Origin of the sequence: Herbiconiux oxytropis (genome assembly GCF_024979315.1) — a bacterium.
Taxonomy (GTDB): domain Bacteria; phylum Actinomycetota; class Actinomycetes; order Actinomycetales; family Microbacteriaceae; genus Herbiconiux; species Herbiconiux oxytropis.
Genome location: NZ_JANLCK010000004.1, coordinates 29279 through 41969, shown reverse-complemented (window position 1 = coordinate 41969; position 12691 = coordinate 29279). Strand labels below are relative to the sequence as shown.

General features: G+C 68.7%; 7 protein-coding genes and 1 tRNA gene. 6 read left to right on the top strand and 2 right to left on the bottom strand.

The window, feature by feature from the left end:
- The first annotated feature begins 126 nt into the window (after positions 1–126).
- The 4 genes from gltB (at position 127) to N1028_RS08655 (ending at position 8642) form a co-directional block, all read left to right on the top strand.
- A complete protein-coding gene (gltB, locus tag N1028_RS08670) occupies positions 127–4710 on the top strand; it encodes a glutamate synthase large subunit (protein ID WP_259526650.1) in 4584 nt (1527 codons plus the stop codon).
- Positions 4703–6160, top strand: coding sequence for a glutamate synthase subunit beta (locus tag N1028_RS08665; protein WP_259526649.1), 1458 nt, complete (start codon positions 4703–4705; stop codon positions 6158–6160). Before gltB ends, N1028_RS08665 begins: the two co-directional genes overlap by 8 nt.
- 77 nt (positions 6161–6237) lie before the next feature.
- Positions 6238–7683, top strand: a complete 1446-nt coding sequence (gene pyk, locus N1028_RS08660) for a pyruvate kinase (RefSeq protein ID WP_259526648.1) — start codon at positions 6238–6240, stop codon at positions 7681–7683.
- A gap of 179 nt (positions 7684–7862) precedes the next feature.
- On the top strand, positions 7863–8642 hold the full coding sequence (locus N1028_RS08655) for a hypothetical protein (protein WP_259526647.1): 780 nt from the start codon (positions 7863–7865) through the stop codon (positions 8640–8642).
- Between the two features lie 15 nt (positions 8643–8657).
- Here the strand turns inward: N1028_RS08655 and N1028_RS08650 are convergent.
- Positions 8658–8740 (bottom strand) — tRNA-Leu (locus tag N1028_RS08650).
- Positions 8741–8779: 39 nt separating this feature from the next.
- Between N1028_RS08650 and N1028_RS08645 the strand changes: the two genes are divergently transcribed.
- Positions 8780–9385, top strand: coding sequence for an ANTAR domain-containing response regulator (locus N1028_RS08645; RefSeq protein ID WP_259526646.1), 606 nt, complete (start codon positions 8780–8782; stop codon positions 9383–9385).
- A gap of 70 nt (positions 9386–9455) precedes the next feature.
- Here N1028_RS08645 and N1028_RS08640 read toward each other — a convergent pair whose 3' ends face one another.
- Positions 9456–9908 carry a PaaI family thioesterase gene (locus N1028_RS08640; protein ID WP_259526642.1) on the bottom strand — a complete coding sequence of 151 codons (453 nt, stop codon included), beginning with the start codon at positions 9906–9908 and terminating at the stop codon, positions 9456–9458.
- A 53-nt stretch (positions 9909–9961) separates the two neighbouring features.
- On the opposite strand from N1028_RS08640, the gene polA reads away from it, so the two are divergent.
- Complete coding sequence (gene polA / locus N1028_RS08635; protein WP_259526638.1) at positions 9962–12631, top strand: DNA polymerase I; 2670 nt, start codon at positions 9962–9964, stop codon at positions 12629–12631.
- Positions 12632–12691 lie beyond the last annotated feature (60 nt).

Genomic DNA, 12691 nt, shown 5'->3' with positions numbered 1-12691 from the left:
TCGACCCGAGCGCCACAAGTGAATTCGGAGCGATCCTCACCCGCGCAGATCTTCCGCGGGAATCCTTGATATCCATGGGCCATCGTCGTCCCAGTTCCCTAAGCAACACGTAGAGGACGGTTCTCTATGGCCACCCAGCCGAACCAGAGTTTCAGCTTCAGCGCCCTTCCCGCGGCTCAAGGTCTTTACGACCCCACCGCCGAGAAGGATGCCTGCGGCCTCGCCATGGTCGCCACGCTCCGCGGCACCGCCGGTCACGACATCATCGACACGGCGCTCGGCGCCCTGCGCAACCTCGAGCACCGCGGCGCCATCGGCTCCGACGCGGGCACCGGCGACGGCGCCGGCATCCTCACCCAGATCCCGGACGAGTTCCTGCGCGCCGTCGCGGGCTTCGAGCTGCCTCCCGTGGGCCGCTACGCCGTGGGCAACGCCTTCCTCCCGCTCGACGCCGCGGAGCGTCAGGAGGTCATGGACCGCATCCGCGACCTCGCCCACCAGGAGGACCTGCAGATCCTCGGCTGGCGCGAGGTGCCCGTGCGCCCCGACGAGCTCGGTCGCCTGGCGCGGGACGCCATGCCCGCCATCTTCCAGCTCTTCCTGCAGTCGGTGCGCACCACGGCATCCGGAGCCACTCTGTCGGGCATCGATCTCGACCGCCAGACCTGGCGCCTGCGCAAGCGCGCCGAGCTCGAGCACGAGGTGTACTTCATGTCGCTCTCGTGCCGCACGCTCACCTACAAGGGCATGGTGACGACGCTCCAGCTCGAGCCGTTCTACCCCGACCTCTCGGACGAGCGCTTCGCCTCGAAGCTCGCGCTCGTGCACTCGCGCTACTCCACCAACACGTTCCCGTCGTGGCCGCTCGCGCAGCCGCTGCGCATGATGGCGCACAACGGCGAGATCAACACCGTGCAGGGCAACCGCAACTGGATGCGCGCGCGCCAGTCGCAGCTCGAGTCGGAGCTGCTCGGCGACCTCTCGCCGCTCTACCCGATCGTGACCCCCGGCCTCAGCGACTCCGGCTCGTTCGACGAGGTCGTCGAGCTGCTCACGCTCGCCGGCCGCTCACTGCCGCACGCCATCATGATGATGGTGCCCGAGGCCTGGGAGAACCAGAAGGACTTCGACGAGGCCCGTCGCGCCTTCTACGAGTACCACTCGATGATGATGGAGCCGTGGGACGGCCCCGCCGCCCTCATCTTCACCGACGGCACGCTCGCGGGCGCCACGCTCGACCGCAACGGCCTGCGCCCCGGCCGCTACCTCATCACCGACGACGGCCTCGTGGTGCTCGCGAGCGAGATCGGCGTCTTCCCGGATGTCGACCCCTCGCGGGTCGTGCGGAAGGGCCGCATCCGCCCCGGCAAGATGTTCCTCGTCGACACCGCCGCCGGGCGCCTGATCGAGGACGACGAGATCAAGGCAGAGCTCGCGTCCGCCGAGCCCTACGGTTCCTGGCTCGAGCAGGGCCGCATCAACCTCCGCGACCTGCCCGAGCGCGAGCACATCGTGCACACCCCGGCGTCGGTCACCCGCCGTCAGCGCACATTCGGCTACACCGAGGAGGAGGTGCGGATCCTGCTGACCCCGATGGCGAAGAACGGTGCCGAGCCGCTCGGCGCCATGGGCTCCGACACCCCCATCGCCGTGCTCTCCGAGCGCCCGCGGCTGCTCTTCGACTACTTCACGCAGCAGTTCGCGCAGGTCACGAACCCGCCGCTCGACTCCATCCGCGAAGAGGTCGTCACGAGTCTCCGCCTGGGCCTCGGCCCCGAGCGAAACCTGCTCGCGGCCACGCCGGAGCACACCCGTCAGGTCATCCTCGACTTCCCGGTGATCGACAACGACGAGCTCGCGAAGATCCAGCACATCGACCCGACCTCCGGCAGCCGGCTCACCACCACCCTCAAGGGCCTCTACCGGGTCGACGAGGGCCCCAAGGCGATGCAGAACCGCATCGCCGCGATGTGCCGTGAAGCCGACGAGGCGATCGAGGCCGGAGCCGAGTTCCTCGTGCTCTCGGACCGAGACTCCAACAAAGACCTGGCGCCCGTGCCCTCCCTGCTCATGCTCGCGGGAGTGCACCACCACCTCATCCGCAAGCAGACCCGCATGAAGGTCGGACTGATCGTCGAGGCCGGTGACGTGCGCGAGGTGCACCACATCGCGCTCCTGATCGGCTACGGCGCCTCCGCCGTCAACCCGTACCTCGCCATGGAGACGGTCGAGAACCTCGTCCGCTCCGGTGTCATCACGGGGGTCACCCCCGAGAAGGCCGTCAAGAACGTGATCAAGGCGCTCGGCAAGGGCGTGCTCAAGATCATGTCGAAGATGGGCATCTCGACGGTGTCCTCCTACGCGGGGGCGCAGACGTTCGAGGCCGTCGGCCTCGCTCCCGAGTTCGTCGCCGAGTACTTCACGGGCACCTCCTCCAAGCTCGGCGGCGTCGGCATCGACGTGATCGCCGCCGAGAGCGCCTCCCGCCACCGCCTGGCCTACCCGGAGGACGGCGCGGTCACCGCACATGAGCCGCTCGCCGTGGGCGGCGAGTACCAGTGGCGCCGCGAGGGCCCTCCGCACCTGTTCAACCCGGACACCGTGTTCCGGCTGCAGCACGCCACCCGGGCGCGCCGCTACGACATCTTCCGCGAGTACACGCAGCTCGTCGACGACCAGGCCCAGAACCTGATGACCCTGCGGGGCCTGTTCAAGCTGCGCACGGGCATCCGCCCCGCCGTGCCGCTCGACGAGGTGGAGTCGGTCGAGTCGATCGTCAAGCGCTTCTCCACCGGAGCCATGAGCTACGGCTCGATCTCCAAGGAGGCGCACGAGACCCTCGCGATCGCGATGAACCGCCTCGGCGGCAAGTCGAACACCGGTGAGGGCGGCGAAGACGCCGACCGCCTGCTCGACCCCGAGCGCCGGAGCGCGATCAAGCAGGTCGCCTCGGGCCGGTTCGGTGTGACGAGCATGTACCTCACGCATGCCACCGACATCCAGATCAAGATGGCGCAGGGCGCGAAGCCCGGCGAGGGCGGCCAGCTGCCGCCCACGAAGGTCTACCCGTGGGTCGCACGCACCCGTCACGCCACCGCCGGTGTCGGCCTCATCTCGCCGCCGCCGCACCACGACATCTACTCGATCGAAGACCTCAAGCAGCTCATCTTCGACCTCAAGCGCGCCAACCCCGAGGCCCGCGTGCACGTCAAGCTCGTGAGCCAGAACGGCATCGGCGCTGTCGCAGCGGGTGTCACGAAGGCCCTCGCCGACGTCGTGCTCGTCTCCGGCCACGACGGCGGCACGGGTGCGAGCCCGCTGAACTCCCTCAAGCACGCGGGCACCCCGTGGGAGATCGGCCTCGCCGAGACCCAGCAGACCCTTATGCTCAACGGCATGCGCGACCGCGTGGTGGTGCAGGTCGACGGCCAGATGAAGACCGGCCGCGACGTCATCATCGGCGCCCTGCTCGGCGCCGAGGAATACGGCTTCGCGACGGCGCCGCTCGTGGTGGAGGGCTGCATCCTGATGCGCGTCTGCCACCTCGACACGTGCCCCGTGGGCGTCGCCACGCAGAACCCCGAGCTCCGCGCCCGCTTCACCGGCAAGCCCGAGTTCGTGGTGAACTTCTTCGAGTTCCTGGCCCAGGAGGTGCGCGAGTACCTCGCCGAGCTCGGCTTCCGCTCGCTCGAGGAGATCATCGGCCACAACGAGCTGCTCGACGTCGATGCCGCGGTCGACCACTGGAAGGCCGACGGCCTCGACCTCGCCCCCGTGCTCGTGGGCCCGGTGTTCGCCGAGGACGAGCCGCGCGCCAACCGCCGCGCGCAGGAGCACGAGCTGCACGAGCACTTCGACAACCGCCTGATCCAGGAGGCCGGAGCGGCTCTCGACCACGCCGAGCCCGTGGCCATCACCCTGCCCATCCGCAACACCGAGCGGGCCGTGGGCACCATGCTCGGCCACGAGGTCACGAAGCGGCACGGCGAGAAGGGCCTTCCCGACGGCACCATCCAGGTGACCCTGCTGGGATCGGCCGGCCAGTCGCTCGGCGCGTTCCTGCCCGCGGGCATCACGCTCCGCCTCGAGGGCGACTCCAACGACTACGTCGGCAAGGGGCTCTCGGGCGGCGAGATCATCCTGCGCCCCGACCGCCGCTCGGTCTTCCCGGCCGAGCGCAACGTCATCGCCGGCAACGTGATCGGCTACGGCGCCACGCGCGGCAGCATGTTCCTCCGCGGCATCGTGGGGGAGCGCTTCCTCGTGCGGAACTCGGGCGCCACCGCCGTCGTCGAGGGCGTGGGCGACCACGCGCTCGAGTACATGACGGGCGGCACGGCCCTCATCCTCGGCGCCACGGGCCGCAACCTCGGCGCCGGCATGTCGGGCGGCACCGCCTACATCCACGACCTCCACCCGGAGAGCGTGAACGCCGACTCGCTGGGATCCGGGGAGCTGCAGCTGCTCCCGCTCACAGCCGCCGACGCCGAGATCGTGCGCGAGCTGCTGAAGCGCCACGAGTCGGAGACCGGGTCGCCGCTGGCGGCCAGGATGCTCGCCGATCTCGACACGACCATCGCCGCCTTCACCAAGGTGCTCCCGCGTGACTACGCGGCAGTGCTGGCCACCCGGCAGGAAGCGGTCGAAGAAGGACTGGACCCCGACGGCGACGTCGTCTGGGGCCGCATTTTGGAGGTGACAGGTGGCTGATCCCAAGGGCTTCCTGAAGACACAGGACCGCGAACTCCCCGCACGCCGACCGGTCTCCGTGCGGCTCATGGACTGGAAAGAGGTCTACGAGCAGGGCGACGCGGCCACCACCCGGCGACAGGCAGGACGCTGCATGGACTGCGGCATCCCGTTCTGCCACCACGGCTGCCCGCTCGGCAACCTGATCCCGGAGTGGAACGACCTGACCTGGCGCGACGAGGGCCGCCAGGCCATCGAGCGGCTGCACGCCACGAACAACTTCCCGGAGTTCACCGGGCGCCTCTGCCCTGCTCCGTGCGAGTCGTCGTGCGTGCTCGGCATCAACCAGCCGCCTGTGACGATCAAGCAGGTCGAGGTCTCGATCATCGATCAGGCGTTCGCGAACGGCTGGGTGCAGCCGCACCCGCCAGAGCGCCTCACCGGCAAGACGATCGCCGTCGTGGGCTCGGGCCCCGCCGGCCTCGCCGCCGCTCAGCAGCTCACCCGGGCCGGCCACACCGTGGCCGTCTACGAGCGCGACGACCGCATCGGCGGCCTGCTGCGCTACGGCATCCCGGACTTCAAGATGGAGAAGAAGCACCTCGAGGCGCGACTGACCCAGATGATGGCCGAGGGCACCCGCTTCCGCGCCGGCATCGAGATCGGCGTCGACATCTCGTGGAGCGATCTGCGGGCGCGTTACGACGCCGTGATCGTCTGCACCGGATCGACCGTGCCGCGCGACCTGGCCATCCCCGGCCGCGATCTCGACGGCGTGCACTTCGCCATGGAGTACCTCGTGCAGCAGAACAAGGCCGGAGCGGGCGACGACCTGCTCGGCCAGATCACGGCCGAGGGCAAGCACGTCGTCGTCCTCGGCGGCGGCGACACCGGCGCGGACTGCATCGGAACCGCCCACCGCCAGGGCGCCCTCTCGGTCACCAACCTCGCCATCGGCATCCAGCCGCCCACCGAGCGCCCGGAGCACCAGCCCTGGCCCATGTTCCCGACGCTGTTCGAGGTGTCGAGCGCCCACGAAGAGGGCGGGGAGCGCAAGTACCTCGCCTCCACCGTGGAGTTCCTGCGCAACGACTCGGGCGAGGTGCGCGCCATCCGCGTGGCCGAGACCGAGTACCTCGACGGCCGCCGGGTGCCCAAGGCGGGCACCGAGCACGAGATCCCCGCCGACCTCGTGCTGCTCGCGCTCGGCTTCACGGGCGCGGAGCCGGACCAGCTCCTCGGTCAGCTCGACACCCGGTTCGACCAACGAGGCAACCTCGAGCGCGACGGCGACTACCAGACCACCACCCCCGGTGTCTTCGTGGCGGGCGACGCCGGCCGCGGCCAGTCGCTCATCGTCTGGGCGATCGCCGAGGGGCGCGCAGCCGCATCCGCGGTCGACCGCTACCTCGAAGGATCGACCGAGCTCCCCTTCCCCGTGAAGCCCACCGACCGCGCCATCTCGGTCTGATAGCCTCCCTGCGAAACCGCTCTCCACATCCACCACCCCCATGCGCTACCGCGCAGAACTCGGAGAAGTACACACTGATGAGACGTGCGAAAATCGTCGCCACCCTCGGTCCGGCAACCTCTAGCTATGACACGATCAGAGCCATCATCGACGCCGGCGTCGACGTCGCCCGGATGAACCTCAGCCACGGCAGCTACGACGTGCACGAGGCCGTCTACGCGAACGTCCGCAAGGCCGCCGAGGACTCGGGCCGCGCCGTGGCCGTGCTCGTCGACCTGCAGGGCCCGAAGATCCGGCTCGGCAAGTTCGAGAACGGCCCCTACGACCTCGCCGAGGGTGACATCTTCAAGATCACCATCGAGGACATCATCGGCAACAAGGAGATCTCCTCCACGACCTACAAGGGTCTGCCGGACGACGTGGCACCGGGCGACCCGCTGCTGATCGACGACGGCAAGGTCGGCCTCCGCGTGCTCGAGACCGACGGCACCGTGGTCACCACGCGCGTCGAGGTCCCCGGCGCCGTGTCGAACAACAAGGGCATCAACCTGCCCGGCGTCGCCGTCAACGTCCCCGCCATGAGCGAGAAGGACATCGCAGACCTGCGCTGGGGCCTCAAGCTCGGCGCCGACTACATCGCCCTCTCCTTCGTGCGCAACGCCGCCGACGTCGACGACGTGCACTCGATCATGGAGGAGGAGGGGCGCCGCGTCCCCGTCATCGCCAAGATCGAGAAGCCGCAGGCCGTCGACAACCTCGAGGAGATCATCGACGCCTTCGACGGCATCATGGTGGCCAGAGGCGACCTCGGTGTGGAGCTGCCCCTCGAGGCGGTTCCGATCGTGCAGAAGCGCGCGGTCGAGCTGTCGCGCCGGATGGCCAAGCCCGTCATCGTCGCCACCCAGGTGCTCGAGTCCATGATCTCGTCTCCGCGCCCCACGCGCGCCGAGGCCTCCGACTGCGCCAATGCGGTGCTCGACGGCGCCGACGCGGTCATGCTCTCGGGCGAGACGAGCGTGGGCGAGTTCCCGGTGATCACCGTGCAGACCATGGCGCGCATCATCGAGTCCACCGAGGAGCACGGCCTCGAGCGCATCCCCGCCCTCGGCACGAAGCCGCGCACCCAGGGCGGAGCCGTCACCCTGGCCGCGGCCGAGGTCGGCGACTTCGTGGGCGCCAAGTTCCTCTGCGTCTTCACGGAGTCCGGCGACTCCGTGCGCCGCATGACCCGCTTGCGCTCGAGCATCCCCATCCTCGGCTTCACGCCCGAGCCCGGCATCCGCAACCGCATGGCGCTCAGCTGGGGCGTGCGCTCCTACCTCGTCGACCGTGTGAAGCACACCGACGAGCTCATGGTGCAGGTCGACGACATCCTGCTCGGCAACGGCCGTGCTGCCCTCGGCGACAAGGTCATCGTGATCTCCGGATCCCCTCCCGGAACCGCCGGCACCACCAACGACATGCGCGTGCACATCGTCGGCTCGGCACACAACCCGTTGGCTCCGGAGCTCTACGACAACTAGTCGCACGGTGTTCCCTGCCCTCAGGTGGGCGACCCTCAGGATTCGGCCAGGATTCGATCAAGACTCGATCGGTTCCTGGCCGAACCCCGTTTCGGCAGGCGGACGCACTGCTAGATTTCGGATGCTCCAGCACCCACTGGGCCGATCTCCTGTCTGACCCGAAGCGAAAGAACACCCCCATGTCTCGTAAGCGTCTCGCCCTCCGTGCCCTCAGCGCCGGTGCAGCCCTCGCCGCGGTCGTCGCGCTCTCGGGCTGCTCGACGATCATGCCCCTGTTCGGCGTCGGCCCCACCCCGGCCGGTCAGAAGGCCAACGTGGTCAGCGAGGACGGCGAGTCGGTGGCCGTGGTCGAGCCCGGCCTGCAGTTCGCCTCCGTCTTCACCGACATGGGCTCCGTGCACCCCACGGTCGACGTCGCCGAGCAGCTCGAGCTGAAGCTCGACGTCTGGACCGAGCAGAAGACCCACGACTGGACCCCGATGGCCGACAAGCGCTTCTCGTTCGTCATCGGCGTCTACGACAACCGCGTCTCGGCCGAGGCCACGTTCGACCAGAAGCGCCGCGTCTACATGTCGAACCTCACCGTGACGGCCAAGACCACGACGACCTCCGGCGAGGTCGAGCTGCCCTACGCGCTCAACACCGACCCGCTGAAGGTGACCCTCGACCCGGAGGCGCTGCGCTCGGAGCAGGGCCTCGGTCTTCTCATCACCTCGCCGAAGGGCGGGTTCCAGCTCGAGTCGCAGCAGATCGGCGTGCTCGCAGAGGACACCGAAGGCCTCATGCTCGACTTCGCCATGCAGGTCTCGTTCGAGACCAGCCCGCTGTCGAACACCTACACGACCCAGGTGGTGCACCAGTACGTGCCCGTGGCGATCTTCTCCGAGGAGGAGTCGAAGGCGAGCACCGAGGTGACGCCGACGCCGACCGCGACACCGACGCCCATTCCCCAGGGCTGAGGCGCCCCGCCCTCGTACCGGTGGTGGGACTCGAACCCACACGCCCTTACGGACAGCGCATTTTGAGTGCGCAGCGTCTGCCATTCCGCCACACCGGCTTGCTACGAGCGAGCTCAAGAATACCGTAGGGTTGAATCGTGACTGACCAAGAACCAGCGACACCCGCGCCTCGCCGCGTCGTGGTGGCCGAAGACGAATCCCTGATCCGCCTCGACATCGTCGAGATCCTCCGGGACAACGGGTTCGACGTGGTGGGCGAGGCCGGAGACGGCGAGACCGCCGTGGCCCTCGCCACGGAGCTCCGTCCCGACCTCGTGATCATGGACGTCAAGATGCCCCAGCTCGACGGCATCTCCGCGGCCGAGCGACTGTCGAAGGACCACATCGCCCCGGTCGTGCTGCTCACCGCCTTCAGTCAGAAGGAGCTCGTCGAACGCGCCACCGAAGCCGGCGCCCTCGCCTACGTGGTGAAGCCGTTCACGCCGAACGACCTGCTGCCCGCGATCGAGATCGCCCTCTCGCGCTACGCCCAGATCATCACGCTCGAGTCCGAGGTCGCCGACCTCGTCGAGCGCTTCGAGACCCGCAAGCTCGTCGACCGGGCCAAGGGCCTGCTCAACGAGAAGATGGGCCTCACCGAGCCCGAGGCGTTCCGCTGGATCCAGAAGGCCTCGATGGATCGCCGGCTCACCATGCACGATGTCGCGCAGGCGATCATCGAGCAGTTGAGCCCGAAGAAATAGGGGTTAGCCGCTCTTCTCTGCGCTAGCTTTTCTCTGCGCTGGCTCTACTCTGCGCTGGCTCTTCTCTGCGCTAGCTCTTCTCGAAGACCTGGTCCGGCCGTCGGTCCTTGATGATGTTCGTGATGCGGACCGTCGAGAGCCGGCGGCCGTTCTCGTCGTCGACCTCGATCTGATGGGTCGCGAGGCTCCGGCCGAGGTGGATGGCCGTGCAGGTGCCGATCACCCAGCCCTGGGTGGCCGATCCGGAGTGGCTCGCGTTGATCTCGATCCCCATCGCCACCTTGCCCGGGCCCGCGTGCAGGTTCGCCGCCGTGGAGCCGAGGCTCTCGGCGAGCACCACGTAGGCGCCGCCGTGCACCAGACCGAGCGGCTGTGTGTTGCCCTCTACGGGCATCCTGGCCACGGCGCGCTCGGCCGTGAGCTCGAGGAACTCGATGCCCATGCGCTCGGCGAGCGTGCCGATGCCGCGGTAGCCGAACACCTCCATGACGTCGAGAGGTGAAGAGTCCGATGCGTCGGTCATGGCTGCGCTTCCTGTCTCGGATGGCTGTCGGAGGCCGTGTGTAGGCTGATCGTGTGCCGGAAAAAGATCAGCCTACCCTCCTCGTCATCGATGGTCATTCACTAGCGTTCCGGGCGTTCTACGCCCTTCCCGTCGACAGTTTCCAGACCCGTGATGGGCAGCACACGAACGCCATCCACGGCTTCATCGCGATGCTGATCAACCTCCTCAAGGCCGAGAAGCCCACCCACCTCGCGGTGGCGTTCGACATCTCGCGGTTCTCCTTCCGCACCCGCGAATACCCGGAGTACAAGGGCACCCGCGGCGAGACCCCGCCCGAGTTCATCGGCCAGGTCCCGCTGTTGCAGGAGGCCCTGCACGCCCTCGGCATCACGACCATCGAGAAGGAGGACTACGAGGCCGACGACATCCTCGCCACCCTCGCCGCCCAGGGCAGCGAGCAGGGCTACCGCGTGCTCGTTGTCTCCGGCGACCGGGATGCCATCCAGCTCGTCACCGACAAGGTCACCCTGCTCTACCCCTCCCGCCAGGGCGTCTCCGACCTCACGCGCTACGACCAGGCGAAGGTGTTCGACCGTTACGGCATCCGCCCCGAGCAGTACCCGGAGATCGCGGCCCTCGTGGGCGAGACGAGCGACAACCTGCCTGGCATCCCCAAGGTGGGCGAGAAGACCGCGGTCAAGTGGCTCAACCAGTTCGGTTCGCTCGACGAGATCCTCGCGCACCGCGACGAGATCCCCGGGGTCGTCGGCAACAACCTGCGCGAGTTCGCCGACAACGCCATCCGCAACCGCAAGCTCAACCGGCTGCTGACGGATGTCGAACTCCCCGTGGGCCCCTCAGACCTCCTCCGCAAGCCCGCCGACGAGCAGCAGGTGCGCGACGTGTTCGCGCGGCTGGAGTTCCGCACCCTGCTCGACCGCGTGCTGAAGCTCGAGGGCATCGCCGGAGACTCCGAGGTGGGCCAGGCGGCCGCCGCCGAGGCCGCGGCCAAGGCCGAGAAGGCGCCGGTGCCCGTGACGCTGCTCGACGAGGAGCTCGCCGCGTGGCTCGCCCGGCAGAAAGACCCTGTGGCGGTGCAGATCGAGACGCTCGACACGGTGCCCATCGCCATCGGGCTGGCCACCAGGCACGAGGCCGTCTTCCTGCCCTGGACGCCGTCGAGCCGCGACTACGCGCCGCTCGAGGCCTGGCTCGCCTCGTCGGCACCCAAGATCCTGTTCGACGCCAAGAAGCAGATCAAGTCGCTCGTGGCCGCCGGCCTCCCCGTCTCCGGTCTGGCGTTCGATCCGGTGATCGCGGCCTGGCTGCTGAAGCCGGAGTCGAGCGCCGACCGCTCGCTCGCGCAGCTCGTCGACCGGCACCTCCTCGAGACCCTGCCCACCGCCGATCCGAACCAGCTCGTGCCCGACAGCGACACCGTCACGGGGCCTGCCGAAGAGGCCTGGTACGCCCTGCGGGTGGCCGACGCGCTGTCTGTGCTCCTCGACGACCGCACGCGCGGCGTGCTCGTCGACATCGAGCTGCCCACGCTGCTCGTGCTGGCCCAGATGGAGCTCACGGGCGTCACCGTGAGCCATGCCGAGCTCTCCGCGCTCTCGAGCGAGCTCGGCGAGTCGGCCGCCGCCATCGCCACCGAGGCCTTCGGCATCATCGGCCGCGAGGTCAACCTGGGCTCACCCAAGCAGATCCAGGAGGTGCTGTTCGACCAGCTCGACATGCCGAAGACCCGCGCCACGAAGACCGGGTACTCCACCGATGCCGGGGCACTGGCCGACCTGCAGGCCTCGAACCCGCATCCGTTCCTCGGGCTGCTGCTCGCCCACCGCGACGCCACGAAGCTCAGGCAGATCATCGAGTCTGTCGACAAGGCGATCGCGCCGGACGAGCGGGTGCACACCACCTACGTGCAGACGGGCTCGTCGACGGGCCGCATCTCGTCGACCGATCCCAACCTCCAGAACATCCCGGTGCGCACCGAGGAGGGGCGTCGCATCCGTGCCGCCTTCCAGGTGGGCTCCGGATTCGAGTCCCTCCTCACCGCCGACTACTCCCAGATCGAGATGCGCATCATGGCGCACCTCTCGGGAGACACCGGGCTGATCGAGGCCTTCCACTCGGGAGAAGACCTGCACCGTTTCGTGGGGTCGCGGATCTTCTCGGTCGACCCCGCCGACGTCACGCCGAACATGCGCACGAAGGTCAAGGCGATGTCGTACGGCCTCGCCTACGGGCTCTCGGCCTTCGGTCTCTCGAAGCAGCTCCGAATCGAGACGGCCGAGGCCAAGCAGCTCATGACCGACTACTTCGAGCGGTTCGGCGGCGTGCGCGACTACCTCCGCAACGTGGTGGTGCAGGCCAAGGTCGACGGCTACACCGAGACCATCTTCGGTCGCCGCCGGCCGTTCGCGAACCTCAACAGCAACAACCGCGTGCTCCGCGACAACGACGAGCGGGCGGCGCTGAACGCACCCATCCAGGGCACGGCCGCCGACATCATCAAGATCGCCATGGTGAACATCGCCGCCGACCTCGCGTCGCAGGAGCTGTCGTCGAAGATGCTTCTGCAGGTGCACGACGAGCTCGTGTTCGACGTGGCGCCGGGGGAGTGGGAGGCGCTCTCGGCGGTCGTGACGCACCGCATGTCGACCGCCGCCGACCTCTCGGTGCCGCTCGAGGTGCAGATCGGCCGCGGGCAGAACTGGAACGAGGCCGCGCACTAGCCGGCTGCCTTCCACCGTCGCCCCCTCTGCCCCTACCACCCCCACCCCTGCCCCCTGCCC